Origin of the sequence: Phycicoccus sp. Root101 (assembly GCF_001426245.1) — a bacterium.
Classification (GTDB): Bacteria; Actinomycetota; Actinomycetes; order Actinomycetales; family Dermatophilaceae; genus Pedococcus.
Genome location: NZ_LMCM01000009.1, coordinates 241,738 through 267,878 on the forward strand (window position 1 = coordinate 241,738; position 26,141 = coordinate 267,878).

Here is a 26,141-nt window from a genome sequence, read left to right on the forward strand (position 1 = left end):
CGCGGGCCGGCCGGCAGCAGGTGTCGGTGGCCCGTGGCAGGCTGTCCAGCACATGGCTTCCGACGTCCTCGAGCGCTTCTCCCCCGCCACCGCGGAGTGGTTCCGCGGTTCCTTCAGCGAGCCCACCGCGGCGCAGGCCGGGGCCTGGGAGGCGATCAGCTCGGGGCAGCACGCCCTCGTCGTGGCCCCCACCGGTTCGGGCAAGACGTTGTCGGCGTTCCTGTGGGCGCTGGACCGGCTGGCGAGCACCCCGCCGCCGCCGGAGAAGCTCAAGCGCTGCCGCGTCCTCTACATCTCCCCCATGAAGGCCCTCGCCGTCGACGTCGAGCGCAACCTGCGCTCACCCCTGGTCGGCATCGGTCACGCGGCCACCCGGCTCGGCCTCCCGCAGCCCGAGATCACGGTGGCGGTGCGCTCCGGCGACACCCCGGCCAACGAGCGGCGCGCGTTCGCCCGCACCCCGAGCGACGTGCTCATCACGACGCCCGAGTCGTTGTTCCTCATCCTCACCTCGCAGGCGCGCGAGGCCCTCGCCGGTGTGGAGACGGTGATCCTCGACGAGGTGCACGCCGTCGCGGGCACCAAGCGCGGCGCCCACCTCGCCCTGACCCTCGAGCGGCTCGACGCCCTCCTGGACGCACCCGCCCAGCGGATCGGGCTGTCCGCCACGGTCGAGCCCGTCGAGGAGGTCGCCCGTTACCTCGCCGGTGGCCGGCCGGTGGAGATCGTGCGACCGCCGTCAACCAAGGAGTGGGACCTCGACGTCGTCGTGCCCATCGCCGACATGTCCAGCCTGGGCGAGGTGATCGAGGACGACCTCTCCGGGCCCGCGGCGGGTGGCGAGCGCCGCGCCTCGATCTGGCCGCACGTCGAGGAGCGGATCGTCGACCTCATCGCCTCGCACCGCTCGACCCTGGTGTTCTCCAACTCGCGCCGCCTCGCCGAGCGGCTCACCAGCCGCCTCAACGAGATCTGGGAGGAACGCCTCGAGAAGGTCGCCGCGGAGCGCGCGGAGGCCGAGGAGTCGGGGAGCGAGCTCACGGGCGCTGCGACCACCGCCCCGTCGGCGGCGGAGCAGCGTCGAGGGGCTGCCGGGTCCCGCACCCCGGCCCAGATGATGGCCCAGGCCGGTTCGACGAACGGGGCGCCGGCCGTGCTCGCCCGCGCCCACCACGGGTCGGTGAGCAAGGAGCACCGGGCGCTCATCGAGGAGGACCTCAAGGCGGGTCGCCTCCCGGCCGTCGTGGCGACCTCGAGCCTCGAGCTCGGCATCGACATGGGTGCGGTCGACCTCGTCGTGCAGGTCGAGTCCCCACCGTCGGTGGCCAGCGGGCTGCAACGCGTGGGCCGGGCCGGTCACCAGGTCGGAGCGGTCTCCCGGGGCGTGTTGTTCCCGAAGTTCCGCGGCGACCTGGTCCAGACGGCGGTCGTCGTGGAACGCATGCGGGCGGGCGCCATCGAGTCCCTGCGCGTCCCGGCGAACCCCGTCGACGTCCTGGCCCAGCAGATCGTGGCCATGTGCGCCCTCGACGACTGGACCGTCGACGACCTCGAGAAGGTCGTGCGCGGAGCCACACCGTTCTCGTCGCTGCCGCGCTCGATCCTCGAGTCGGTCCTCGACATGCTGTCCGGCCGCTACCCCAGCGACGAGTTCGCCGAGCTGCGACCGCGCATCGTCTGGGACCGCGTCACCGGTGTCCTCAGCGGGCGCCCCGGCGCCCAGCGCCTCGCCGTCACCTCCGGCGGCACCATCCCCGACCGCGGCCTGTATGCCGTGTTCCTCGCCTCGTCCGAGGGTGCCGGTCGGCGCGTGGGCGAGCTCGACGAGGAGATGGTGTACGAGTCGCGCGTCGGCGACGTCTTCACCCTCGGCACGTCCACCTGGCGGATCGAGGACATCACCCACGACCGGGTGCTCGTCACCCCGGCCCCCGGGATGCCGGGCAAGCTCCCGTTCTGGAAGGGCGACCAGCTCGGTCGTCCGGCCGAGCTCGGTCGGGCCGTGGGGGCGTTCGTCCGCGAGGTGGTGGGCCTGAGCGACGCCAAGGCCAGGGAGCGCGTCACCGCGGCCGGCCTCGACGAATGGGCCACCGACAACCTGCTCGCCTACCTGCGTGAGCAGAAGGAGGCCACCGGCCACGTCCCCGACGACCGCACGATCGTCGTCGAGCGCTTCCGCGACGAGATCGGCGACTGGCGGGTCGCGGTCCACTCGCCGTTCGGCGGCCAGGTGCACGCTCCGTGGGCGCTGTGCGTCTCGGCGCGGATGCGTGAGCGGTTCGGCGTCGACGTGCAGGCGATGCACGGTGACGACGGGATCGTGTTCCGGCTGCCCGACCTGGAGTTCGAGGACGGGCGCGGGGTCGGCGCCGAGCTGATGGAGCTGGTGCGCCTCGACCCTGACGAGGTGCACGACCGCGTCACCTCGGAGATCGGCGGGTCGGCCCTGTTCGCCGCCCGGTTCCGCGAGTGCGCGTCGCGTGCCCTGCTGCTCCCCCGACGTCGCCCCGACCGCCGCCAACCGTTGTGGCAGCAGCGTCAACGAGCCGCCCAGCTGCTCGAGGTCGCCAGCCAGTACGCCTCGTTCCCGATCATCCTCGAGACCGTGCGCGAGTGCGTCCAGGACGTGTTCGACGTGCCCGGGCTCGAGACCCTGATGAAGGCCGTCGAGTCGCGCGAGGTCACCCTCGTCGACGTCGAGTCGCGCCAGCCCTCGCCGTTCGCACGGTCCCTGATGTTCGGGTACGTCGCGCAGTTCCTCTACGAGGGTGACTCGCCCCTGGCGGAGAAGCGCGCAGCCGCCCTGTCCCTCGACCCCACCCTGCTCGCCGAGCTGCTCGGGCGGGGTGAGGGCCTGTCGCTGCGCGACCTGCTCGACCCCGAGCAGGTCACCCGCACCGAGAACGAGCTCCAGCGCCTCGTGCCCGAGCGCGCCTGCCGGGACGCCGAGGACATCGCCGACCTGCTCCGCGTGCTCGGTCCCCTGTCGTTGTCCGAGATCCAGCGTCGGTCGCAGGAGGCCCTGTCCCACAAGGACATCGGCGGCTGGCTCGTCGACCTCGAGGGTGCGCGCCGCCTGATCCGGGTCCGTGTTGCCGGCGAGGAGCGCTGGGCCGCCATCGAGGACGCCGGTCGACTTCGCGACGCCCTCGGCGCCTCGCTGCCCGTGGGCGTCCCCCAGGCCTTCCTCGAGCCCGTCCCCGACCCGCTCGGTGACCTCGTCGCCCGGTTCGCCCGCACCCACGGCCCGTTCCCGGTGTCCACGGTCGCCGCGTGGTGGGGCGTGGGACCAGCCGTCGCGCTCGACACCCTGCGCCGGCTCGTGGCCTCCGGCCGCGTCGTCGAGGGTGAGCTGCTCCCGCTGGAGAACGGCGGCGGCCGGCACGGCCTGGACTACTGCGACGCCGAGGTGCTGCGGATGCTGCGCCGGCGGTCGCTGGCAGCGCTGCGCGCCGAGGTCGAGCCGGTCGCGACGGTCGAGCTCGCGCGGTTCCTGCCGCAGTGGCAGGGCGTCGGTGGTGGGTTGCGCGGTCGCGACGGACTCATCCGCGCCGTGGAGCAGCTCGCCGGTGCGGTGCTCCCGGCGAGCGCACTGGAGACCCTCGTCCTGCCGACCCGCGTGGCCGGGTACACCGCGGCCCTGCTCGACGAGCTGACCAGCAGCGGCGAGGTGCTGTGGCGCGGCCACGGGTCGCTCCCCGGCGACGACGGCTGGGTCTCCCTCCACCTCGCCGACACGGCGCACCTCACGATGCCCCCGCCGGCGGACGAGACCCTGAGCGAGTCGCAGCAGGCCATGGTCGAGGCGCTGTCTGGGGGCGGCGCCTACTTCTTCCGCACCCTCTCCGACGCCGTCGGCAGCACCGACGACGAGCAGGTGCTCACCGACCTCTGGGCGCTGGTCTGGGCGGGGCGCCTGAGCGGTGACACCATCGCCCCGCTCCGGGCGCTGCTCTCCGGCGGCCGCACGGCCCACCGCCGCAGCACGTCCGGTCCCCGTTCCTCGCGGTATGCCGGGCGGCAGGGTTCGCTGGGCACCCTGTCGGGACGACGCGGCCTGGGTCGTCCGTCCCTGCCGGCCCGTTCCGGCCCACCGGCCGGCGCCGGGCGCTGGTCGCTGCTCCCCGAGACCGAGGGCGATGCGACGGTGCGGGCCTACGCCACCGCCGAGGTGCTCCTCGACCGGTACGGCGTGGTCACCCGGGGTTCGGTCGTCGCCGAGGACGTCCCCGGCGGGTTCGCCGGGGTCTACCGGGTGCTGGCTGCTGCAGAGGAGTCCGGGCGGGTGCGGCGCGGGTACTTCGTCGAGTTCCTCGGTGCGGCCCAGTTCTCGACGACCGGGGCCATCGACCGGATCCGTGCGGGTGCACGGCAGCCGGGCGGCGACCCCGACGAGCAGCAGGGTCCCGCCCTGGTGCTCGCTGCGACCGACCCTGCCAACGCCTACGGCGCTGCCCTCCCATGGCCCGACCGCGTCACCCGGGACGAGGACGACCCGGCCGACAGCGAGGCGGGCAAGGCCGCCCGCGGGTCAGCCGGAGGCCGCAAGGGCCACCAGCCCGGTCGCAAGGCCGGAGCCCTGGTGGTGCTCGTCGACGGCGAGCTGGTGCTCTACGTCGAGCGCGGTGGCAAGACGCTCCTGTCCTGGACCGACGACCCGATGCGCCTCCAGGGAGCAGCCGACGCGCTGGCCCTCGCGGTACGGGAAGGAGCCCTCGGCCGGCTGACGGTCGAGAAGGCCGACGGCGGGGCCCTGCTGGGGTCCGAGCACCCGCTCGTGGCGGCCCTGGCCAACGCCGGCTTCCACGCCACCCCTCGCGGGCTGCGGTTGCGGCGATGAGCCGTTCCGCTGGTGGGCGCATCGGCGTCGTCACCTCCTTGGCCACCGCTCTCGTGAACGGGTCCGTGCGTGCCTGAGGGCGACACGGTCTGGCGCACGGCGACGCGATTGCACCGGGCCGTGGCGGGTCAGGAGATCACGCTCTGGGACGTGCGGTTCCCGGAGATCGCCACGACCGACTTCCGTGGCGCGACGACCACCGAGGTGGTCAGCCGTGGCAAGCACGTCTTGCACCGGCTCGACAACGGCGTCACGATGCACTCGCACCTGCGCATGGAGGGACAGTGGCGCGTCGAGGCGCCCGGGGACAACGGACGCTGGCTGCGCAGGGCCGACCTGCGGGCTGCCGTCGGCACGCACGAGTGGACGGCACTGGGGCTGCGTCTCGGTGTGCTCGAGCTGCTGCCCACCAGTCGTGAGTCGGACGTCGTGGGCCACCTGGGGCCCGATGTCCTGGGGCCGGACTGGGACGCCGTCGTGGCGGTCTCGAACCTGCGCTCCTCCCCCACCACCATCGGGGCCGCCCTGCTCGACCAGCGCAACCTCGCCGGGGTCGGCACGCTGTGGGCCTCGGAGAGCCTGTTCATGGAGAAGGTGCATCCGTGGACCGCGGCCGCCGACCTGGAGGCCGACGTCGTCGAACGTCTCGTGGACCGGGCCCACCGGCTCCTTGACACCGCCCGCCACCACGCCGTGCAGTCGAGCACCGGGGTCCGGCGGCGGGGCGAGGAGAGCTTCGTCCACGCCCGGTCCGGACGGCCCTGCCGACGCTGCGGCACCGGCATCCGGGTCGCGATGATCGGACAGGCGCCGCAGGAGCGCACGATGTTCTACTGCCCGAGCTGTCAGGGCGGCCTCGGACCGACGGACGACGGGCGACCGCAACGCCCCATGGGGTCGTCGGGTGGTCGGGCCACGCCGTACCGCCGCGCCTGATCCTCCTGGCGGGCAGAGGCCCTCAGGGGAGCCTCGGGCGCGCCCGCGCGGCGCAGGATCGACTCGACGACCTCCGTCTTCACGTCGGCGTAGTCCTGGACCTACCGCCACCGGCGGGTCGCCGGATCGCGCTTGGTCGCGGCATACCGCTTACGGTCGTCGGGGTGGGTGCGCAGCCAGTCCCGGAAGCGGCGCATCCGGGCGACCTCCGCGTCGGCTGCCCCGGGCGAGAAGATGTACAGGTTCACGTCGAACGGGGCCCCGCTCTCACGACGACGGTAGAGGACCCGGTGCTCCTGCCAGTCGGGCTCGCGGATGCGCAGCATGCAACCCAACGCCTCGAGGACCGGCACGGGGGCTCACTCGTCCGAATCGGGTCCGAGCAGCAGGATGTCGATGACGGGCTTGGCGGACAGCCCCGGAACCGACGTGGAGCCGACGTGCTCGACGGACAGGCAGAGAGCACCCACCACGACCTCGGGAGGCGGCCGCTCGTCGTCCCCGCGGACAGGTGCGTCAGGCGGCGGAGGCCGAGACCAGCGCGGTGGCCGGCAGCGGCAGCGACACCGGAGCGGTCAGCGCCTCGGTCTCGGCGACCCGCTCGGAGACCTGGCCGAGGACCTCGGACAGGGGGAGGTGCAGGGCGCCACAGATCGACGACAACAGCTCGGACGAGGCTTCCTTCTCACCGCGCTCGACCTCGCTGAGGTACCCCAGCGACACCGAGGCCGCGGCAGACACCTCGCGGAGCGTGCGGCCCTGGGACTGGCGCTGCTCACGGAGGACGTCACCGAGTTCGCGACGGAGCAGGATCATGACGCCTCCTTCAGCTGGTCGTCACCGGGACGGGTACGGGACCACGGTACCCCGCAGCCCTGACGCTGCGCGCGCAGGATTCGGGAATCACGAGGTTCGCACGGGTCAACGACGGGCACGGCCGGAATCTTCCGCCCCACCGACCCCACGCGTCCACCCCGACGCGCCGTCCACGTCCGCCGACCTGCCCATGATCTCGCTCACGAGGGCGAGGGCGGCGGCGACGGTCGCAGCCCTGATCGCCGCACGGTCGCCCGTCAGGGCGAGCTCGCGGACCTCGACGCGGTCGAGCTCCTGACCGGCCCGGGCGACCGCGACGAAGACCGTCCCCACCGGGCGGCCGTCCTGCGGATCGGGTCCGGCCACGCCGGTCGTCGCGACGCCGAGGTCGGCGCCACACACGCGGGCGGCACCCAGCGCCATCTCGCGGGCCACCCTGTCCTGGACGGCGCCACCCTCGGCGAGGACGGCCGGGTCGACACCCAGCACGGACGCCTTGACGTCGGTCGCGTAGCTCACCACCCCGCCGCGGACCACGGCGGAGGCTCCGGGCACGTCGGTGAGGGCCGCGGCGACCAGGCCGCCGGTGAGCGACTCGGCGGTGGCGACCGTCGTCCCGGCCGCGCGCAGCGCAGCGACGACGTCCGCGGCCGACACGGCCCCGGTCATCGGCGTCGGGCGGCCCGGGCGGCGCGCTTCATGGCGGCACGTTCGCTGGTCTGGCGCAGGCGGTGGGCCTTGTAGGCGATGTCGAGCCCGGTGACGACGGTGACGAGCACGGCCAGGCCCAGCACCAGCCAGGCCACGAGGTGCCAGACGTCGGAGCCGGGGAACGTGGACAGCGGCAGCGTGAACAGGGTCAGGCCCAGGCTCTGCAGGGCCGTCTTGACCTTGCCGCCGCGCCCGGCGGGCATGACCCCGTGGCGGATCACGACGAAGCGCATCGCGGTGACGCCCCACTCGCGGACCAGCACGACCAGGGTCATCCACCACGGGAGGTCACCGAGGGAGGCGAGGCCGATGAACGCCATGCTCATCAGCGCCTTGTCGGCGATGGGGTCGGCGATCTTGCCGAAGTTGGTGATGAGCCCCCGGCTGCGGGCGATGTCGCCGTCCACCCGATCGGTCGCCGTGGCGATGACGAACACGGCAGCCGCCCACCACCTCATCGTCGGGTTGTGGCCGCTGCCGGCGAGCAGCAGCCAGCCGTAGACGGGCACGAGCAGGATCCGCGAGACCGTCAGGGCGTTCGCGATGTTCCAGGCGCTCGGTGTCGGCGTCGAGACCGGCTCGGTCATCGGGTCCGGCAGCGGGGCCGACTCGCTCATGCCGGCTCTGCCACGAGGTCGATGCCCTCGGTTGCCACCACCACCGCGTGCACGATGTCGCCGACGGCCAGGCCGGGCCAGTCCTCCGGCGCGAGCAGGGTGACGCCGTCCACGTCCGGACCCTGGTGCACCGCGCGACCGACCACCATCGGCTCGTCGTCGTCACCGTCGCCGAGGTCTCCGCTCGGGACCGACTCGACGAGCACGTCGACCGTCTCACCGATCCGCTCCTCGGCGCGCTGGAGGTTGAGCTCCTCGATCAGGGCGGTGAACCGTGACACGCGCTCGGCGACGACGTGCTCGGGCAGCTTGTCGCCGTAGGTCTCCGCCTCGGTGCCATCCTCGTCGGAGTAGCCGAACACACCGACGACGTCGAGCCGCGCGGCCACCAGGAACGCCTCGAGCTCGTCGAGGTCGGCCTCGGTCTCACCCGGGAACCCGACGATGACGTTGCTGCGGATGCCGGCCTTCGGCGCCCGCGCGCGGACCTCGTCGATCAGGCCGAGGAACGCCTCCCGCCCACCGAACCGGCGCATCGAGCGCAGGAGGGTGGCCGAGGCGTGCTGGAAGCTGATGTCGAAGTACGGGACCACGCCGGGGATCGACGCCATCGCGTCGAGCAGGTCGGGACGGATCTCGGCGGGCTGGAGGTAGGACACACGGACCCGCTCGATGCCGGGCACGGCGGTGAGCTCGGGGAGCAGCTTCTCGAGCAGGCCGATGTCGCCGAGGTCCTTGCCGTAGGACGTGGAGTTCTCGCTGACGAGGAAGAGCTCCTTGACGCCGCGCTCCCCCAGCCAGCGGGCCTCCGCCACGATGTCCATCGGTCGGCGCGAGACGAAGGCCCCACGGAACGACGGGATGGCGCAGAACGCGCAGCGCCGGTCGCAACCGCTCGCGATCTTCAGCGGCGCCCACGGGCGGCCGTCGAGGCGGGCGCGGATGACGCGCGGGCCGGAGGCCGGCACCGGACCCTCGATGGTGACGTCGACCGGTTCGCTGGGGGCGACCTGCTCGGGCGACGTGCCGTCCTGGGACGGCACGGCAGCAGCGGTGGGCACGGCAGGGCCGGAGGGCCCACCGTGACCGGGCAGCGCGACTCCGACCGAACCGGCCTGGCGCTGCACGGGCGACAGGGGCAGCAGGCGTCGGCGGTCACCGGGGGTGTGCGACTCGGGGGCGTTGCCGTCGAGGATCGCGCGCAGGTGGCTGGACATGTCGGCGTAGGAGTCGAAGCCGAGCACCGCGTCGGCCTCGGGCAGCTCGGCCGCCAGCTGCTTGCCGTACCGCTCGGCCAGGCACCCGACCGCGACGACCTTCTGGGTCTTCGAGTGGCCCTTGCGCGCAGAGGCCTCGAGGAGCACGTCGATGGAGTCCTTCTTGGCCTGCTCGACGAACCCGCAGGTGTTCACCACTGCGACGTCGGCGTCGTCCGCGTCGTCGACGAGGAGCCACCCCTCGGCGGCGAGCCGGCCGGCCAGCTCCTCCGAGTCGACCTCGTTGCGGGTGCACCCCAGGGTCACCAGGGCCACGCTGCGCTGCTCGGTCGAACTCATGGCGCCCACTCTACGGTGAGTAGCGTGGGCGCCATGACCGCCGTGACGACCACCGCCGACCGCGTCGCCGCCGTGCTGCGACAGCACCCCGTCATCGACGGGCACAACGACCTCCTGTGGGAGGCCCGCGAGCAGGTGGGCTACGACTTCGACCGCCTCGACCTCGCTGCCGGCGGCACGCCGACCCACACCGACCTGCCCCGCCTACGGGCCGGTGGGGTGGGCGGCCAGTTCTGGTCGGTGTTCGTGCCCGCCGAGCTCTCGGGAGACGACGCCGTGAGCGCCACGCTGGAGCAGATCGACGCGGGTCACCAGATGGTGGCCCGGTATGGCGCCGACCTCGCCTTCGCCCGGACCGCGGACGACATCACGGCCGCCTGGGGGTCCGGGCGGATCGCCTCGCTGCTCGGCGCCGAGGGCGGTCACTCGATCAACAGCTCGCTGGCGACGCTGCGGATGCTGCACGTCCTGGGGGTGCGCTACATGACGCTGACGCACAACAGCAACGTGCCCTGGGCCGACTCGGCCACGGACGCACCCGTCCTCGGGGGCCTGTCGGCGTTCGGGGTCGAGGTGGTGCGCGAGATGAACCGCATCGGCATGCTCGTCGACCTCTCCCACGTGTCCCCCGGCACGATGCGCGACGCCCTCCGGGTCGCCGAGGTGCCGGCGATCTTCAGCCACTCCTCCGCCAGGGCGGTGGCCGACAGCCCGCGCAACGCCCCCGACGACGTGCTGGAGTCGCTGCGCGACAACCGCGGGGTCTGCATGGTCACCTTCGTGCCCAAGTTCGTGAACCCCGACGCCGCGGCCTGGCAGGCCGAAGCCGTCGCCGCGGCGGCGGAGGCAGGCGTCACCCAGGCCGATGGTCCGGCCTTCGAGGCCTGGGGCAAGGACTACGTCCGACGGACGTCACCCGCGCCGGGGGCCACCCTCCAGGACGTCGTGCGCCACTGCGAGCACATCCGCGAGGTGGCAGGCGTCGACCACGTCGGGGTCGGTGGCGACTACGACGGCGTCGGTCAGTTGCCTGACGGCCTCGAGGACGTCAGCTGCTACCCCGCCCTCCTCGAGGCCCTCGCGGACCGCGGGTGGTCCGACGACGACCTCGGAAAGCTCACGAGCGGCAACATCGTCCGGGTGCTGGGCGAGGCGGAGGAAGGCGCTCGGCGGTTGCAGGCGGAGCGCGGCCCGAGCCTGGCCACCATCGCCGAGCTCGACGGGGTCCGCGCCTAGTTGCGCCAGCGGGTGATGGTCAGCCCGACGACCCGGGCGATGATCAGCGCGACGTACATGACGCCCGCGACCTGCTCGATGATGACGACCGAGCGGGCGTGGGGCAGGACCGCGGTGACGTCGGACAGCCCGACGCTCGTGAGGTTGGCGAACGACAGGTAGAGCAGCTCCAGGAAGGTCCGGTGGCCCTCGCCCTGGAAGGCGATGAAGGACCCCGGCCAGACGACCTGCACGGCCATGAACAGGTAGGCGAACATCCACGACACGACGGTGAAGTTGGCTCCGACGGCGAAGATCTCGTCGCGGGTGACCCACGAGTCGTCGAACAGGTAGCGGATCAGCCCGTACCCCGTGTAGCCGTAGAACGCCGCGTGCAGCAGGGAGGACCACAGGACCACCTGCTGGTTCCCCGGGACGAACCCCTCGGCGATCGTCAGTGCGACGACGGGCACGCCGAGCACCACGGCCACCCAGGTGAGCGCCGGCGTGGCGCGCACGGCATACACGGCCACGGCCAGGACGAGGACGCCGAAGAGGCCGATGACGGTCCGGCCGAGCGGGGTGTCGCCGGCGAACGGGTAGGCGAGCACCTCGAGGAGCTGCGCCGCGAGCAGGACCCCGCTCGGGTGGCTCTTGACGGCGTTCAACCAGTCGCGCATGGCGACCACCCTAGGGTCCGCCCGTCAAGATCGCGTCAACGCCAGTCAAGGCGCCGTCAACGCGAGGAGGTGCCCCGGTCGGGCGACCTTGACTGACACCGTGATCGAGAACCTCGTCGCCGCCCTGCTCGGCCTCGCGCTGCTGGCCTACCTGGTCTACGCGCTCGTCCGCCCGGAGCGGTTCTGATGTCCGAGGCAGCAGCCGGGCTGCTGTCCCTCCTGACCCTGGTGGTCGCCCTCGTCGTGGTCTGCGTCCCGCTCGGGACGTGGATCGCGAAGGTGTTCACCGACACGCGGCACTGGCGGGTGGAGCGGGTGCTCTACCGCGTCGCCGGAGTGGACCCCGAACGCGAGCAGGGATGGCGCGCGTATGCCGTGAGCGTGGGTGCCGTGAGCGTGGTGGGCTTCGTCCTCCTGCTCGGCCTGATCCTCCTGCAGACCTCACTGCCCCTGCGCCAGGGATCGGACGGCATGGGGGTGACGACCGCCGTCAACACCGCGGTGTCCTTCGTGACCAACACGAACTGGCAGAGCTACGCCGGTGAGGCGGGTGTGACGCCCCTCGTGCAGACGCTCGGGCTCACCATCCAGAACTTCGTGTCCGCCGCCGTGGGCCTCGCGGTCTGCATCGCCCTGACCCGGGCGCTGCTGCGCGACGGGACGGGGCGCATCGGCAACTTCTGGGTCGACCTGGTGCGCGGCACGGTCCGCGTCCTCCTGCCCGGCGCCGTGCTCGCCGCCGTCGTCCTCCTCGTCGGCGGGGTCGTCCAGAACCTGGCAGCGCCGTCCACCGTGACCGGCCTCTCCGGCGCGGAGCAGGTCATCCGCGGAGGCCTGGTCGCCTCGCAGGAAGCCATCAAGGAGCTCGGGACCAACGGTGGCGGGTACTTCAACGCCAACTCCGCCCACCCGTTCGAGAACCCCAACCCCTTCACCAACCTCTTCGAGGTCTTCCTCCTGCTCGTCGTGCCGTTCGCCCTCCCCCGCGCGTTCGGGATCATGGTGGGCGACCGCCGACAGGGACGCGCCCTGCTCGGCTTCGCCTCAGTGCTGTTCGGCGCGGGCGTCGGCCTGACCACCTGGGCCGAGGTCGCTGCCGCCTCCGCGTCGACGGGTTCGATGGAGGGCAAGGAGCAGCGGTTCGGCGTCTGGGCCTCGGCCCTGTTCGGCGCGGCGACGACGAGCACCTCCACCGGTGCGGTCAACTCGCTGCACGAGTCCTACAGCCCGCTCGGCGGAGGGGTGGTCCTCACCAACATGCTGCTCGGCGAGGTCTCGCCCGGCGGAGTCGGCTCGGGCCTCTACGGCATCGTCGTCATCGCGATCCTGTCCGTGTTCGTCGCAGGGCTCATGGTGGGTCGTACCCCCGAGTACCTGGGCAAGACCATCGGCCGGCGCGAGATCACGATGGCAGCGCTGTACTCGCTCGTGATGCCCGTCCTCGTCCTCGGGTTCACCGGCGCGGCCCTGTCCATGGACGGCCCCCGGAGCACCATGCTCGCGAGCGGGCCGCACGGGTTGACCGAGGTGCTCTACGCGTATGCGTCGGCCGCGAACAACAACGGCAGCGCCTTCGCCGGCCTCAGCGCCGACAACCCCTGGTTCAACGTGACGCTCGCCTTCTGCATGGCCGTCGGTCGGTTCGTCCCGATGATGCTGGTGCTCGGCCTGGCGGGTTCCCTTGCAGCGCAACGGCGTCGGCCCGAGACCGCCGGCACCATGCCGACCCACACACCTCTCTTCACCGGCCTGCTCGTCGGCATCGCCCTGGTCCTCGCCGGCCTGACCTTCTTCCCCGCCCTCGCCCTCGGACCCCTCGCGGAGGCCCTGTCATGAACCGCACCACCATCCTCGCGGCCCTCCCCCAGGCCGTGACCAAGCTCGACCCCCGCCACCTGGTCCGGACCCCGGTGATCTTCGTGGTGTGGATCGGCTCGGTCCTCACGACGGTCCTGGCGGTCCTGGACCCCTCGGTCTTCGGCTGGGGCGTCGCCTTCTGGCTCTGGGCCACCGTGCTGTTCGCGAACGCCGCGGAGGCCATCGCCGAGGGCCGTGGCCGGGCTCAGGCCGCGACCCTGCGGGCCACGCGGACGGAGACCCTGGCGGTCCGGCTCAGGGACGATGGCGGCACGGAGACCGTTCCCGGCACGGCGCTGCGGATCGGCGACCGGGTGCGCGTCGTCGCCGGTGAGGTGATCCCGGGCGACGGGGACGTCGTCGAGGGCGTCGCCACGGTCGACGAGTCGGCGATCACGGGCGAGTCCGCCCCGGTGGTCCGTGAGTCCGGTGGCGACCGGTGCGCCGTCACCGGTGGCACGACGGTGCTCTCCGACGCCATCATCGTGCGGATCACGTCCCGTCCCGGGGAGACCTTCATCGACCGGATGATCGCGCTCGTCGAGGGCGCCTCGCGGCAGAAGACCCCCAACGAGATCGCGCTCACGGTCCTGCTGACCACCTTGACGATCCTCTTCCTCGTCACCGTCATGGCGATCCAGCCGCTGGCGTCGTACTCGGGCGGGTTGCAACAGGTCATCGTCCTGGTCGCCCTGCTCGTCTGCCTCATCCCGACGACGATCGGCGCCCTGCTCTCCGCCATCGGCATCGCCGGCATGGACCGGCTCGTCCAGCGCAACGTCCTGGCCATGTCCGGCCGGGCCGTCGAGGCGGCGGGCGACGTGTCGACGCTGCTGCTCGACAAGACCGGCACGATCACGCTGGGCAACCGGCGCGCCAGCGAGCTCACCCCGGTCAGCGGTGCGGCGGACGGCGAACTGGCACAGGCGGCATACCTGTCGTCGCTCGCGGACGGGACGCCCGAGGGTCGCTCCATCGTCGAGCTGGCCACCTCCCTGGAGCACTTCGGGGGTGTGACGTCGGCGGACGTGCTCGCCTCGCAGGGAGCGGAGTTCGTGGAGTTCACGGCGCAGACGCGCATGTCCGGCGTGGACCTCCCCGACGGGACGCGCATCCGCAAGGGCGCGGCGTCGGCAGTCACCGCGTGGGTCACCCAGGAGGGTGGCGAAGTTCCGGACGAGACCGGACGGCTCGCCGACGCCATCGCCGGGGACGGTGCCACGCCGCTGGTGGTGGCCCTGGCTGCCGCCGGCCGGGCGCCACGGGTCCTCGGCCTCGTCCGGCTCAAGGACGTCGTGAAGCCAGGCATGTCCGAACGCTTCGAGGTGTTGCGGCGCATGGGGATCCGCACCGTCATGATCACCGGCGACAACAAGCTCACTGCGGCGGCGATCGCCACGGAGGCGGGGGTCGACGACTTCCTCGCCGAGGCCACACCCGAGGACAAGATGGCCCTCATCGTCAAGGAGCAGGAGGGCGGTCGGCTCGTCGCGATGACGGGCGACGGCACCAACGACGCGCCTGCCCTCGCCCAGGCCGACGTCGGACTGGCCATGAACACGGGCACGTCGGCGGCCAAGGAGGCCGGCAACATGGTCGACCTCGACTCGGACCCGACCAAGCTCATCGAGGTCGTCGCCATCGGGAAGCAGCTGCTGATCACGCGCGGAGCGCTGACGACGTTCTCGATCGCCAACGACATCGCCAAGTACTTCGCGATCATCCCGGCCATGTTCGTCGTGCTGTTCCCCGGGCTCGACGCCCTCAACATCATGCGTCTCGGGTCGCCGCAGTCGGCCATGCTCTCGGCCGTCATCTTCAACGCGCTGGTCATCGTCGCGCTCGTGCCGCTCGCCCTGCGCGGCGTGCACTACCGCCCCGGCGGCGCGGCCGACCTGCTGCGCCGCAACCTGCTCGTCTACGGCCTGGGCGGCGTCGTCGCACCGTTCGTCGGCATCAAGGTGATCGACCTCCTCGTGTCCCAACTCCCCGGATTGAGCTGACCAGCATGACCTCACTCACGCGCCAGTACGCCGCCGCGCTGCGGCTCCTGCTCGCCCTCACCGTCCTGCTCGGGGTGGTCTACCCCGCCGTCGTGTTCGGCGTCGGCCGACTCGGCCTGAGCGCCCGGGCGGACGGCTCCCTCGTCGAGCACGACGGGAAGGTCGTCGGCTCGTCCCTGCTGGGACAGTCCTTCACCGGCGACCGGTGGTTCCACGGTCGTCCGTCCACCAGCGACTACTCCGGCGACACCAGCGGCGGCTCCAACCTCGCCGCCTCGAGCGACGCCCAGGCCAAGGCGGTCGCCGAACGCCGAGCGACGGTGGCGCAGGCGGACGGTGGCGCGGGCACCTCGCGGGGCGCAGGCGGCATACCGGCCGACGCCCTGACCGCCTCGGCGAGCGGGCTCGACCCCCACATCTCGCCCGAGTACGCCGCGCTCCAGGTGCCGCGCGTCGCCAGGGCGACCGGGCTGGGCACGGACCTGGTGGCGTCACTGGTGGCGAAGCACACCCAGGGGCGCACCCTCGGGTACCTAGGCGAGCCACGGGTCAACGTCCTCGAGCTCAACCTCGCGCTGGCCCGCGCCGCCGGCTAGGAACGGCACGGCGATGGCCCTTCGACCCCCCGTTGACGCGAGAATGTCGTCATGACCCCCGGCCGGCTGCGCATCTACCTCGGCGCGGCCCCCGGGGTGGGCAAGACCGTCGCGATGCTGTCCGAGGGGCACCGGCGGGCCGAACGCGGCACCGACGTCGTGGTGGGGCTGGTCGAGACGCACGGTCGCGCCCACACGGCCCAGGCCCTGGGCGGGCTCGAGGTGGTGCCGACCCGCGAGGTGGTGCACCGCGGCAGCACGCTGCGCGAGATGGACGTCGATGCCGTCCTCGAGCGCCGGCCCGAGGTGGTCCTCGTCGACGAGCTCGCGCACACCAACGCCCCCGGCAGCCGGCACGCCAAGCGCTGGGAGGACGTCCGCGACCTGCTCGCCGCAGGCATCGACGTCGTCTCCACCGTCAACGTCCAGCACCTCGAGTCGCTCAACGACGTCGTCGAGGCGATCACGGGGATCCGTCAGCAGGAGACCGTCCCGGACGAGGTGGTGCGGACGGCCGACCAGATCGAGCTCGTCGACATGTCGCCGCACGCCTTGCGCCGACGGATGGCCCACGGCAACATCTACGGCCCCGACCGGGTGGACGCCGCGCTGGCCAACTACTTCCGCGAGGGGAACCTCACCGCCCTGCGCGAGCTCTCGCTGCTCTGGCTGGCCGACCGCGTCGACGAGGGCCTCGAGCGCTACCGGCGCGACCAGGGGATCACGTCGTCGTGGCCGGCCCGCGAGCGCGTCGTCGTCGCCGTGACCGGGGGGCCCGAGTCGGCGGCGCTGGTCCGGCGCGGCGCCCAGATCGCCGCGCGGGGCGCCGGCGGGGAGCTCGTGGTCGCCCACGTCACCCCTGCCGACGGCCTCATCGACGCCCGGCTGGAGAGCATCGGCGAGATCCGGACGCTGGTCGCCGAGCTGGGCGGCACCTTCCACACCGTGGCCGGCGACGACGCGGCGGCCGCGATCCTCGACTTCGCGCGAGGGGTCAACGCACGCCAGGTGGTCCTCGGCGCCTCCCGACGGACCTGGTGGCAGGCGCTGCGCGGCCGCGGGGTCGGCAGCCACGTGGTCGAGGGCGCGGGGGGCGACATCGACACGGTCATCGTCACCCACGAGCAGGCCCACCGCGGCCAGTCCCGGCGCGGCCGTGGGGCGCTCGCGGGGCGCAGGCGGCTGGCGGGCTGGCTGCTCGCGACCCTCGGCACGGTGGTGCTGACGGCCCTGCTCATCGCGACCCGGGAGTCGCACGACCTGCCGCTGGAGGTGCTGCTGTTCCTCGCCCTGACCGTCGGCTGCGCCCTGGCGGGAGGGCTCGGGCCGGCCGTCGTGTCCGCCCTGCTGGGGTCGCTCAGCCTCAACTGGTTCTTCACCGACCCGGTGGGGACGTTGACCATCACCAACCCCCAGAACGCTGCTGCCGTCGTCGTCTTCCTCGTCGTCGCCGTCTCGGTGGCCTCCGCGGTCCACCTCAGCGACCGCCGGGCCGCCGCCGCGCGCCTCGCCCAGCGCGAGTCGCTCGCGCTCGAGCGTTCGGCGCAGACGCTGCTGGGCGAGCAGGACCCGCTCACCGCGCTGCTCGAGCAGGTCGCCGACCTGTTCCACCTGACGACGGCCGGACTCGTGCGACGACCCTCGGTGCGGGCGCCGTGGCAGGTGGTCGCGGCGCTGCCGGGGTTCGACGTGGACCAGCTGGACCGGGCCGCGGTGCTGGCACCGGTCGACGACACGACGACCCTGGCCCTGTTCGGGCCGGTCCTGGCCGCCGACGAACGCCGCCTCGTCTCCGCGTTCGCCGCGCACGCCGAGGCCGTCCTGCGTCGGGCCGACCTCGCCGAGCAGGCCCGCCGGGCCGGAGCCCTGGCCCGCGACAACCGGGCCCGCACCGCCCTGCTCAGCGCCGTGTCGCACGACCTGCGGACCCCGTTGGCCGGCATCAAGGCAGCGGTCTCGACGTTGCGCCAGCCCGGTGCGGCGTTCGACGCCCAGGACGAGGCCGACCTGCTCGAGACGATCGAGGAGTCCTCCGACCGGCTCACCACCCTGGTCGCCAACCTCCTCGACATCTCCCGGCTGCAGAGCGGCGTGGTCGCCGCGCAGGTCAGCGAGGGCGCCGTGGTGGAGACCATCCGGCGCACCGTGTCGACGGTGTCGGCACCGGACCGCGTCCGGGTCCTGGCCGCCGACGACCTCCCGCTGGCCCTCTACGACGAGGTCCTCCTCGACCGCGTCGTGGCCAACGTCGTGGAGAACGCCCTGCACCACTCGGGCGGCCGCCAGGAGGTCGTCGTCAAGGCGTACGCCACCGGTCACCACCTCCAGGTGAGGGTCGTCGACCGGGGTTCCGGCGTCCCGGACTCCTCGAAGGCGGCGATCTTCGCCCCGTTCCAGCGCCTCGATGACGCACCGCGCGGGTCCGGCGTCGGACTCGGGCTGGCGGTCGCCCGTGGCCTCATGGAGACCATGGACGGCACCATCGCCGCGGAGGACACCCCCGGTGGCGGCCTGACGATCGTCCTCGAGCTCCCCCGCGCCGATGGCAGGATGCCCGCATGAGCGTGGTCCTGGTCGTCGACGACGAACCCCACCTGCGCCGCACCCTGGCGATCAGCCTGCGGGCGCGTGGGTACGAGGTCGAGACCGTCGGCGACGGCCGTTCCGCCCTCCAGTCGATCGCCGAACGCTCCCCCGACGTCGTCGTCCTCGACCTCGGCCTGCCCGACCTCGACGGCATCGACGTCCTGCGCCGGCTGCGGGCCACCTCGAGCGTTCCCGTCATCGTGCTCTCCGCCCGCACCGACTCCGCCGACAAGGTCGAGGCGCTCGACGTCGGCGCCGACGACTACGTCACCAAGCCGTTCGGCATGGAGGAGTTCCAGGCGCGGGTCCGCGCCGCCCTGCGGAGGGCCGGCGAGAGCGAGAACCACCCGCCCGCCCTGCGCACCGAGCACTTCGCCCTCGACTTCGCCGAGCGCACGGCCACGATCGGCGGCGACGTCGTGCGCCTCACGCCGACCGAGTGGCGGCTGCTCGCGGTCCTCGCCCGCCGTCCGGGACACCTCGTCTCGCAGAAGGACCTGCTGCACGAGGTGTGGGGTCCCGGGTACGGCCGCGAGTCCAACTACCTGCGCGTCTACGCCAACCAGCTGCGGCGCAAGCTCGAACCCGACCCCACCCACCCGCGCTACCTCGTCACCGACCCCGGTCAGGGCTACCGCCTCGAGGTATGACGCGGGGTCGCCGCGCGCGGCCATGTCCGGGCCCGCGGGTGCCGGACCGCCGGGGACCCGGGCCCGAACCGGGCGGCGGCCTCGACCCGGCGCTGGCATGCTGGCGGCCATGTCCGGGCACCGGGTGGTGGTCCTGCTCGAGGGCCAGAGCGACGTCGCTGCCGTGCGCGCGTTGCTGGGCGTGCGGCCGGTCACCGTGCAGCCGGACCGGCTCGACCTCGTCGACATGGGTGGCGTCACCAACATCCGACGCCACCTCGCCGACCTCGTTGCGCAGAGTGCGCACGCCAACGGTGACGCCCCTGCCCGGCTGCGCGTCCTCGGGCTCTGCGACGTCGGGGAGGCCGGCTACTTCGCCCGTGCACTGGCGTCGATCGGTCACCCGGTGGGCTCGGCCGACGACATGGCCGCCCTCGGCTTCCACGTCTGCGACCAGGACCTCGAGGACGAGCTGATCCGGGCGCTGGGGGTCGAGCGGGTCATCGAAGTGCTCGACCGGCTCCGGCTCTTGGACCGCTTCGTGACGTTCCGGCGCCAGCCCACGTGGGAGGGTCGGCCGGTCACCGACCAGCTGCGCCGGTTCTCCGGGACGACGTCGGGGCGCAAGGCGCTCGTCGCGCAGGCCCTGGCCGCGGCGACGACAGCGGAACAGGTCCCGCCTCCGCTCGCTGCGCTGGTGGCCCACATCGCGGCGGCTGCCGCGGACGACGAGCCGGGCCCAGCGGTCCGGCCCTTCTCCACCGAACCCTGAGCGCTCGACCCGATGAGGACGGGGTCGAGCGCTCGAGGTGGGGCGCGCTGTGCGCGGTGCCGCCGGTCAGGCGGTGGCGTCCACCGGAGCCAGCCGCCCGCGCAGGGTCAGGGTCGCGACGACCAGCGCCAGGGAGGCCGTCAGGGCCATCACCAGGGTCATCGGCACGGCCGAGCCCGAACCCATGGCGCCGATCAGGGGAGCCGCGGCTCCACCGATGACGAACTGCGAGGCACCGAGCAGCGCAGCCGCCGTGCCCGCCGCCTCGCCGTGGCGGGTGAGCGCCAGCGCCGGGGTGTTCGGCAGGGTCAGGCCGCAGGCGAACAGGATGAACCAGAGCGGCACGAGGATCAGGGTCAGGCCCCCGAAGCCGGTGGCGGCCGACGCGAGCGTCAGCAGGGCGGCCACTGCACCGATGGTGACCCCGGCACGCACCAGCACGCGGGGCTCGAACCGCTTGAGCAGGAACGGGTTGAGCTGCGAACCGGTCAGGAAGCCCAGCGAGTTCATCCCGAAGACCAGGCCGAACTGCGCGACGCTCAGGCCGTAGATGTCCTGCAGCACGAACGACGAGCCACCGATGTAGGAGAACAGCGTGGCGAACATCAGGCCGCTGATCAGGACGAGCCCGACGAAGGTGCGGTCCTTGAGCAGCGAACCGTAGGTCGCCACGACGGGCTTGAACGCGAGCTTGCGGCGACGCGCCGGTGGCAGCGTCTCGCGCAGGGCGAACGACGCCAGCGTCACCATCATCGTCCCGGCGATCGCGAGCAGGACGAACACCCCGCGCCACGAGGTGAGCTGGAGGATGAAGCCACCGAGGGTCGGTGCGAGCACCGGCGCGAGGCCCATGACCAGCATCAGGCGCGAGAGCATCGTCGCGGCGGCGGAGCCGGCGAACTGGTCGCGCACCATGGCCATGGAGACCACGGCCACCGCGGCGTTGCCGAGGCCCTGGAGGACACGACCCACGGTCAGTAGCTCGATGCTCGGCGCGAACGCACAGAAGATCGACGCGGCGATGTGCAGCGCGAGCCCGGCGATGAGGGGGCGGCGGCGGCCCACCGCGTCGGCGAGGGGGCCGACGAGGAGCTGGCCGAGCCCCATACCGAGCAGGATGCCGGTGAGGGTGAACTGGACGGCCGACTCGGACGCGGCGAGGTCACGCGTGATCGAGGGCAGGGCCGGCAGGTAGGTGTCGATGGTCAGCGGCCCGATGGCGATGAGGGCGCCGAGGACGAGGACGAACCGCACGTAGGCGCGACCCGTCGGGGCGGGGGGCATGGCCTCGTCGGAGGAGCGGGAGGAGTCGACGGAGGTCTGGGGAAGCGTCTGGGTACGGTCGTCGGTCACGGTCTGGGGCGCGGCGGTCACGAGGAGGGCAACACCGGCCCACCCCGGATCCATTCCGACGGACCTCAGTCGCGCCCGGTGAGCTCCCAGGCGTCGCCGGACTCCTCGACCTCCTCGCGGCCCGCGAACTGCGCGGCCACCGGGTCGTTGTCGTAGCGGTCGTCGGGGGCGTAGCCGGGCCGGTACGACGGCGCCGGTGCGCCGACCGGCACCTCGTCGGTGTGCTCCACTCCCCCGGCCTCGTCGGCCAGGGCCTGGCCGTCGAAGACCGGCTCGGCGTCCGGGACCTCGTCGCCGCGCATGAGGGCGAGCGTCGTGGGCAGGTCGTCCGGCTTGACCAGCACGTCGCGGGCCTTGGAACCCTCGGACGGTCCGACGACGCCGCGTGACTCGAGCAGGTCCATGAGGCGACCGGCCTTGGCGAACCCGACGCGCAGCTTGCGCTGGAGCATCGACGTCGACCCGAACTGCGTCGTGACGACGAGCTCGGTCGCCTGCAGCAGCAGGTCGAGGTCGTCACCGATGTCGTCGTCGACGTGCTTCTTGGCGGCGACGACGGTGACGTCGTCGCGGTAGTTCGGCTTGAGCTGGTCGGTGACAGCCTTGACGACGTTCTGGATCTCGGACTCGGTGACCCAGGCGCCCTGGACGCGCATCGTCTTGCTCGAGCCCATCGGCAGGAACAGCGCGTCGCCCTGGCCGATGAGCTTCTCGGCGCCGGGCTGGTCGAGGACGACCCGGCTGTCGGCGAGCGACGACGTCGCGAACGCCATCCGCGACGGGACGTTGGCCTTGATCAGGCCGGTCACGACGTCGACCGACGGACGCTGCGTCGCCAGCACGAGGTGGATGCCGGCGGCCCGGGCGAGCTGGGTGATGCGGACGATCGACTCCTCCACGTCACGCGGGGCGACCATCATCAGGTCGGCGAGCTCGTCGACGATGACGAGCAGGTACGGGTACGGGTGGATGACCCGCTGGCTGCCCGGCAGCGGCTTGACCTTGCCGGCCTTGACCGCCTTGTTGAAGTCGTCGACGTGCTTGAAGCCGAACTGGGCGAGGTCGTCGTAGCGCGTGTCCATCTCCCGCACGACCCACTGGAGGGCCTCGGCGGCCTTCTTGGGGTTCGTGATGATCGGGGTGATGAGGTGCGGGATCCCCTCGTATGCCGTGAGCTCCACCCGCTTGGGGTCCACCAGCACCATGCGGACCTCGTCGGGCGTCGAACGCATGAGGATCGAGGTGATCATGGAGTTGACGAAGCTCGACTTGCCGGCGCCGGTGGCCCCCGCGACGAGCAGGTGGGGCATCTTGGCGAGGTTGGCGATGACGTAGCCGCCCTCGACGTCCTTGCCGACCCCCATGACCATCGGGTGGTCGTTGCCGCGGGCGGCCTGGCTGCGCAGGACGTCGCCGAGGCTGACCTTCTCGCGGTCGGTGTTGGGGATCTCGATGCCGATGGCGGACTTGCCGGGGATCGGGGAGAGGATCCGGACGTCGGCCGAGGCGACGGCGTACGCGATGTTCTTCGAGAGGGCGGTGACCCGCTCGACCTTGATGCCGGGACCGAGCTCGACCTCGTACCGCGTGACCGTCGGGCCGCGGCTGAAGCCGGTCACCTGTGCGTCGATGTCGAACTGGTCGAGCACCTGGGTGAGGGACTCGACGACGCGGTCGTTCGCGGCACTACGGGCCTTGTGCGGCGAGCCGGGCTCGAGCAGGGCGTTGTCGGGCAGCGTGTAGGTGATGTCGCCGGCGAGGGCGAGCTGCTCCACCCGCTGCGGCAGGGGGGTCGTCGGCGGCGCCTCGAGGGCGACCTTCTCGGCGACCTGGCGGGCGGGAACCACCGGTGGGGCGCCCGAGGCGCCGGCGCTGGTGGAACTGGTGGCCCCGGTGGCACCGGGGGCGAGGACGCCCGGGGCGGTCGGGCGCTTCTGCCCGGGACGCAGGCCGTCCTTGCCCTCGGGCACGACGACCGCAGCCTTCTCGAACGCCTCGTCACCGTCGAACGGCCCCTCGGGCTCGATCACCCGGCGGCGGCGCCGGGGCTTCTCGGCCTCCTCGGCGGCCGGCTCGTCGACGTCGACCCCGCGGTGCAGGAGGTGGTCGCGCAGCTCGGCGAGGCGCTCGGGGATCATGTGGACCGGGGTCGCGGTCATCACGAGGAGACCGAAGAAGCCGAGCATGAGCAGGATCGGCACGGTGCCGTAGACGGAGACCGCCGCCTTGAGCGGGCTGGAGGCGAGGAAGCCGATGATGCCGCCGCCGTCGCGCATGCCCTCGGCACCCGCCGGCGGGGTGGGGATGCCGGCCGCCACGTGGGCCAGGCCCGACGCCGCGAACGCGAGCGCGCCGAGGCCGACCCCGATGCGCGAGTTGGCGCCGTCGTCCTGGGGGGCGCGCAGCAGCCGGACGCCGAGGTAGAGCAGCGCGAGCGGCACGGCGTACGCGACCCGGCCGAAGGTGCCGGCCACGACGGCGTGGATGACGTCGCCGACCGGGCCCTCGAGGGCCCACCACTCGCGGGCGGCCACGACGATGGCCAGGCCGAGGAGGAGGAAGCCGACGCCGTCGCGACGGTGTTCGGGCTCGAGGTCGCGGGCCCCGTTGCCGACGCGGCGGACCGCGCCACCGGCTACGTGCGCCATACCCATCCACGTGCCGCGGACCGCACGCAACGGCAGGGGCAGGCCGCCACCGCTGGCCTTGCCGCGGGACCCCCGGGCGGGGCTCTTGCGGGGCGTGGTGGTGCGACGGTTGGCGGGGCGGGTGGCGGTGCCCTTGCGCGCCTGCCCAGCCGAGGAGATGCGCGTCGGGGTGGACGGACGTGTGGCCATGGTCCGCAGGCTACGCGAAGGTCACACCGGACACACGCGTCACACGCGTTCCACGTGGGCGGATCTGACGCCGACCCTGAGCCGACCTGGAGCCGACCCGGAGCCGTCACCCGCGCCGTTCGGGGCGGATCCGCTCACCCGAACAGGTGGAGGGGTCCCCCCGGTTCGGGCAGCAGGGGCCGGTCCACCCGACGCGACGGGTGCAGCCCTGCCACGCTGAGCCTGCGTCTGGCGGGGCCCGCACCGGCGACCACCCCTCGGGGAGGTCGCCGGTGCAGGCGTACCAGGACATCGGGGGCAGGGGGTGCGCCGGTCCCGCCAGATCACCTGCACCACCGTTTCCGGCCCGACCTCCCCCGAGGTCTCAGATGGCGAGAAGGTCCGTCCGGCTGGTGGAGGGACGGCCGGACCGCCGCTACCTTCGTCGTCAAGGTCATGAGTGTCAGCGCACAGCCCCGGCTTGCTGACCAGCAACCCTCCACCGCGGTGGGGTGCTCCGGGTGACGACCGGGTCGACTGCACCCGCAGCCGGCAAGCGCGGACCCGAGCACAGCCCGGGTCCCACCGGACCCAGGAGCTGACCTCCATGTCGATCGCGAGCACCCCACCGACCACTCCCGAGAGCACGCCGGACCACGCGTTCCGCCGCACCGCTCCCCTCGCCCACGCCCGGGAGAACGCCCGTGAGCACCTCCGGGCCGTTCCGCCTCTGGTCGCGCCGGCCTCGCTGCCGCTGGGCGGTGCGGTCGAGCCCCTGCCGGCCGAGCTGCCCGTCCACCGGTCCGCCGACCTGCCCGCCGTGGTCTCGGCCGGGCTGGTGGTGCCCACGCTGAACGGCCCGGTCGACTACGCGAACTTCGACCACGCCGCCTCGACGCCGTCGCTCGTCAGCGTCAAGGCCGCCGTCGACAGCGCCCTGCGCACCTACTCCTCCGTGCACCGCGGCAACGGGTACGCCTCCAAGGTGACCAGCGCCTGGTACGAGCAGGCCCGTGAGGAGGTCGCGACCTTCGTCGGGGCCCGGCCCGGCGACGAGGTGGTCTTCACCCGCAACAGCACCGACTCGTTCAACCTGCTGGCCCGCGCCCTGCCGCGCGACACCCAGGTCTTCGTCTTCGAGACCGAGCACCACGCCGCCCTGCTCCCGTGGAAGGCGCGCCAGACCACCCGCCTGCCCGTCCCCGGAAGCGCCGCCGACGCCGCGGTCCTGCTGCGCACGGCGCTGAAGAACCGCCACGGCCGCCACCGCCTCGTCGTCCTGACCGGCGCCTCCAACGTCACCGGCGAGGTCTGGCCGGTCCGCGAGCTCGCCGCGATCGCCCGCAAGGCCGGTGCCCGGGTCGTCCTCGACGCGGCGCAGTACGCCCCGCACCGCCGCGTGGACCTCGCCGAGCTCGGCGTCGACTACGTCGTCCTGTCCGGTCACAAGCTCTACGCGCCGTTCGGCGCCGGTGTCCTCGCGGGCCGCTCCGACTGGCTCGACGCGGCGACGCCCTACCTCGCCGGGGGCGGAGCGACCAGGGCCGTCACCGAGGACGGCGTCGCCTGGCACACCGGCTCGGCCCGCCACGAGGCCGGGAGCCCCAACGTCATCGGCGCGGTCGCCCTCGCCGCGGCCTGCCACGCCCTCCGCACCGGCGCCGCTGCGGTCGAGGCGCACGAAGACGCCCTCGGCACCGCCCTCCTCGAGGGCCTGCGCGCCATCGACGGCGTCGAGACCTACTCGCTCTTCGGCGACGACCACGAGCGCGTCGCGGTCGCCACCTTCACGATCGACGGGCTCGACAGCTCGCTGGTGTCGGCGGCGCTGTCCGCCGAGCACGGGATCGGGGTCCGCGACGGGAAGTTCTGCGCGCACCTGTGCGTCGACACCCTCCTCGACGACCCGTATGGCGCAGGGTCCGGCACCGCGATCCGGGCCAGCGTCGGTCTGGGCACCACGGCCGAGCACGTCGAGCGCCTGCTCGCCGCGGTGGCCGACCTGGCTGCGAACGGACCACGGGCGGCCTACGAGGTCACGCCGCAGGGGTGGCTCCCGGTGGAGGACACCCGCGACCTGTCCCCCGCCCGCCCCTGGTAGCAGCTCGCCCCTGGTGGGACACGCGTCCCTGCGGGGACGCGCCCCTGGCGGGGACGC

The 26,141-nt window shown here is 72.9% G+C and carries 18 protein-coding genes, 1 pseudogene and 1 riboswitch; of the genes and pseudogenes, 11 read left to right on the forward strand and 8 right to left on the reverse strand.

Annotated features, from left to right (window positions below; genetic code table 11):
* Positions 1-52 precede the first annotated feature (52 nt).
* Together ASC58_RS15850 and ASC58_RS15855 are read left to right on the forward strand one after the other, a co-directional pair.
* Complete coding sequence (locus ASC58_RS15850) at positions 53-4,840, forward strand: ATP-dependent helicase (RefSeq protein WP_056919983.1); 4,788 nt, start codon at positions 53-55, stop codon at positions 4,838-4,840.
* 69 nt (positions 4,841-4,909) lie between these two features.
* Complete coding sequence (locus ASC58_RS15855) at positions 4,910-5,776, forward strand: Fpg/Nei family DNA glycosylase (RefSeq protein ID WP_056919984.1); 867 nt, start codon at positions 4,910-4,912, stop codon at positions 5,774-5,776.
* A gap of 101 nt (positions 5,777-5,877) precedes the next feature.
* Here the strand turns inward: ASC58_RS15855 and ASC58_RS21720 are convergent.
* The 5 genes and pseudogenes from ASC58_RS21720 to rimO form a co-directional block, all read right to left on the reverse strand.
* Positions 5,878-6,249 (reverse strand): annotated as a pseudogene (locus tag ASC58_RS21720) (GrpB family protein).
* Positions 6,250-6,292: 43 nt separating this feature from the next.
* The gene (locus tag ASC58_RS15865) at positions 6,293-6,592 is read right to left on the reverse strand and encodes a helix-turn-helix domain-containing protein (RefSeq protein WP_056917698.1); all 300 of its coding nucleotides are present in this window, start codon (positions 6,590-6,592) and stop codon (positions 6,293-6,295) included.
* A gap of 105 nt (positions 6,593-6,697) precedes the next feature.
* Positions 6,698-7,249 (reverse strand): CinA family protein, encoded by a 552-nt coding sequence (locus ASC58_RS15870; protein WP_369796246.1) that lies wholly within the window; start codon positions 7,247-7,249, stop codon positions 6,698-6,700.
* 8 nt (positions 7,250-7,257) lie between these two features.
* Complete coding sequence (gene pgsA / locus ASC58_RS15875; RefSeq protein WP_235529272.1) at positions 7,258-7,920, reverse strand: CDP-diacylglycerol--glycerol-3-phosphate 3-phosphatidyltransferase; 663 nt, start codon at positions 7,918-7,920, stop codon at positions 7,258-7,260.
* Positions 7,917-9,476 (reverse strand): 30S ribosomal protein S12 methylthiotransferase RimO, encoded by a 1,560-nt coding sequence (gene rimO, locus ASC58_RS15880; RefSeq protein WP_056920121.1) that lies wholly within the window; start codon positions 9,474-9,476, stop codon positions 7,917-7,919. The genes pgsA and rimO overlap by 4 nt, the downstream gene beginning before the upstream one ends.
* A gap of 33 nt (positions 9,477-9,509) precedes the next feature.
* Between rimO and ASC58_RS15885 the strand changes: the two genes are divergently transcribed.
* A complete protein-coding gene (locus ASC58_RS15885) occupies positions 9,510-10,712 on the forward strand; it encodes a dipeptidase (RefSeq protein WP_056919986.1) in 1,203 nt (400 codons plus the stop codon).
* Here ASC58_RS15885 and ASC58_RS15890 read toward each other — a convergent pair.
* Complete coding sequence (locus tag ASC58_RS15890; RefSeq protein ID WP_056920122.1) at positions 10,709-11,371, reverse strand: ion channel; 663 nt, start codon at positions 11,369-11,371, stop codon at positions 10,709-10,711. The two genes, ASC58_RS15885 and ASC58_RS15890, sit on opposite strands and share 4 nt — an antisense overlap.
* An 88-nt stretch (positions 11,372-11,459) precedes the next feature.
* Here ASC58_RS15890 and kdpF point away from each other — a divergent pair, with 88 nt between their 5' ends.
* The 7 genes from kdpF (at position 11,460) to ASC58_RS15925 (ending at position 19,814) form a co-directional block, all read left to right on the forward strand.
* A complete protein-coding gene (kdpF, locus tag ASC58_RS21725; RefSeq protein WP_235529273.1) occupies positions 11,460-11,558 on the forward strand; it encodes a K(+)-transporting ATPase subunit F in 99 nt (32 codons plus the stop codon).
* Positions 11,558-13,207, forward strand: a complete 1,650-nt coding sequence (kdpA, locus tag ASC58_RS15900) for a potassium-transporting ATPase subunit KdpA (RefSeq protein ID WP_056919987.1) — start codon at positions 11,558-11,560, stop codon at positions 13,205-13,207. Before kdpF ends, kdpA begins: the two co-directional genes overlap by 1 nt.
* Positions 13,204-15,231, forward strand: coding sequence for a potassium-transporting ATPase subunit KdpB (gene kdpB, locus ASC58_RS15905; protein WP_056919988.1), 2,028 nt, complete (start codon positions 13,204-13,206; stop codon positions 15,229-15,231). The genes kdpA and kdpB overlap by 4 nt, the downstream gene beginning before the upstream one ends.
* 5 nt (positions 15,232-15,236) lie before the next feature.
* Positions 15,237-15,827 carry a potassium-transporting ATPase subunit KdpC gene (kdpC, locus tag ASC58_RS15910; RefSeq protein ID WP_157581638.1) on the forward strand — a complete coding sequence of 197 codons (591 nt, stop codon included), beginning with the start codon at positions 15,237-15,239 and terminating at the stop codon, positions 15,825-15,827.
* A 51-nt stretch (positions 15,828-15,878) separates the two neighbouring features.
* Complete coding sequence (locus ASC58_RS15915; RefSeq protein ID WP_056919989.1) at positions 15,879-18,389, forward strand: ATP-binding protein; 2,511 nt, start codon at positions 15,879-15,881, stop codon at positions 18,387-18,389.
* The gene (locus ASC58_RS15920) at positions 18,386-19,063 is read left to right on the forward strand and encodes a response regulator (RefSeq protein ID WP_056917704.1); all 678 of its coding nucleotides are present in this window, start codon (positions 18,386-18,388) and stop codon (positions 19,061-19,063) included. The genes ASC58_RS15915 and ASC58_RS15920 overlap by 4 nt, the downstream gene beginning before the upstream one ends.
* Positions 19,064-19,172: 109 nt before the next feature.
* On the forward strand, positions 19,173-19,814 hold the full coding sequence (locus ASC58_RS15925) for a hypothetical protein (RefSeq protein WP_157598547.1): 642 nt from the start codon (positions 19,173-19,175) through the stop codon (positions 19,812-19,814).
* A gap of 66 nt (positions 19,815-19,880) precedes the next feature.
* Here ASC58_RS15925 and ASC58_RS15930 read toward each other — a convergent pair whose 3' ends face one another.
* Positions 19,881-21,221 carry a multidrug effflux MFS transporter gene (locus ASC58_RS15930; RefSeq protein WP_235529274.1) on the reverse strand — a complete coding sequence of 447 codons (1,341 nt, stop codon included), beginning with the start codon at positions 21,219-21,221 and terminating at the stop codon, positions 19,881-19,883.
* Between the two features lie 11 nt (positions 21,222-21,232).
* Positions 21,233-24,004 carry a DNA translocase FtsK gene (locus tag ASC58_RS15935; protein ID WP_082553378.1) on the reverse strand — a complete coding sequence of 924 codons (2,772 nt, stop codon included), beginning with the start codon at positions 24,002-24,004 and terminating at the stop codon, positions 21,233-21,235.
* A 431-nt stretch (positions 24,005-24,435) separates the two neighbouring features.
* Positions 24,436-24,548: riboswitch (SAM riboswitch) on the forward strand.
* A 42-nt stretch (positions 24,549-24,590) separates the two neighbouring features.
* On the opposite strand from ASC58_RS15935, the gene ASC58_RS15940 reads away from it, so the two are divergent.
* Positions 24,591-26,084 (forward strand): aminotransferase class V-fold PLP-dependent enzyme, encoded by a 1,494-nt coding sequence (locus tag ASC58_RS15940; protein WP_082553379.1) that lies wholly within the window; start codon positions 24,591-24,593, stop codon positions 26,082-26,084.
* Positions 26,085-26,141 lie beyond the last annotated feature (57 nt).

Coding starts and splice junctions, on each gene's coding strand:
- ASC58_RS15850 (WP_056919983.1), top strand. CDS start 53: ATGGCTTCCGACGTCCTCGAGCGCTTCTCCCCCGCCACCGCGGAGTGG.
- ASC58_RS15865 (WP_056917698.1), bottom strand. CDS start 6,592: ATGATCCTGCTCCGTCGCGAACTCGGTGACGTCCTCCGTGAGCAGCGC.
- pgsA (WP_235529272.1), bottom strand. CDS start 7,920: ATGAGCGAGTCGGCCCCGCTGCCGGACCCGATGACCGAGCCGGTCTCG.
- rimO (WP_056920121.1), bottom strand. CDS start 9,476: ATGAGTTCGACCGAGCAGCGCAGCGTGGCCCTGGTGACCCTGGGGTGC.
- ASC58_RS15885 (WP_056919986.1), top strand. CDS start 9,510: ATGACCGCCGTGACGACCACCGCCGACCGCGTCGCCGCCGTGCTGCGA.
- ASC58_RS15890 (WP_056920122.1), bottom strand. CDS start 11,371: ATGCGCGACTGGTTGAACGCCGTCAAGAGCCACCCGAGCGGGGTCCTG.
- kdpA (WP_056919987.1), top strand. CDS start 11,558: ATGTCCGAGGCAGCAGCCGGGCTGCTGTCCCTCCTGACCCTGGTGGTC.
- kdpB (WP_056919988.1), top strand. CDS start 13,204: ATGAACCGCACCACCATCCTCGCGGCCCTCCCCCAGGCCGTGACCAAG.
- kdpC (WP_157581638.1), top strand. CDS start 15,237: ATGACCTCACTCACGCGCCAGTACGCCGCCGCGCTGCGGCTCCTGCTC.
- ASC58_RS15915 (WP_056919989.1), top strand. CDS start 15,879: ATGACCCCCGGCCGGCTGCGCATCTACCTCGGCGCGGCCCCCGGGGTG.
- ASC58_RS15920 (WP_056917704.1), top strand. CDS start 18,386: ATGAGCGTGGTCCTGGTCGTCGACGACGAACCCCACCTGCGCCGCACC.
- ASC58_RS15925 (WP_157598547.1), top strand. CDS start 19,173: ATGTCCGGGCACCGGGTGGTGGTCCTGCTCGAGGGCCAGAGCGACGTC.
- ASC58_RS15930 (WP_235529274.1), bottom strand. CDS start 21,221: ATGGATCCGGGGTGGGCCGGTGTTGCCCTCCTCGTGACCGCCGCGCCC.
- ASC58_RS15935 (WP_082553378.1), bottom strand. CDS start 24,004: ATGGCCACACGTCCGTCCACCCCGACGCGCATCTCCTCGGCTGGGCAG.
- ASC58_RS15940 (WP_082553379.1), top strand. CDS start 24,591: ATGTCGATCGCGAGCACCCCACCGACCACTCCCGAGAGCACGCCGGAC.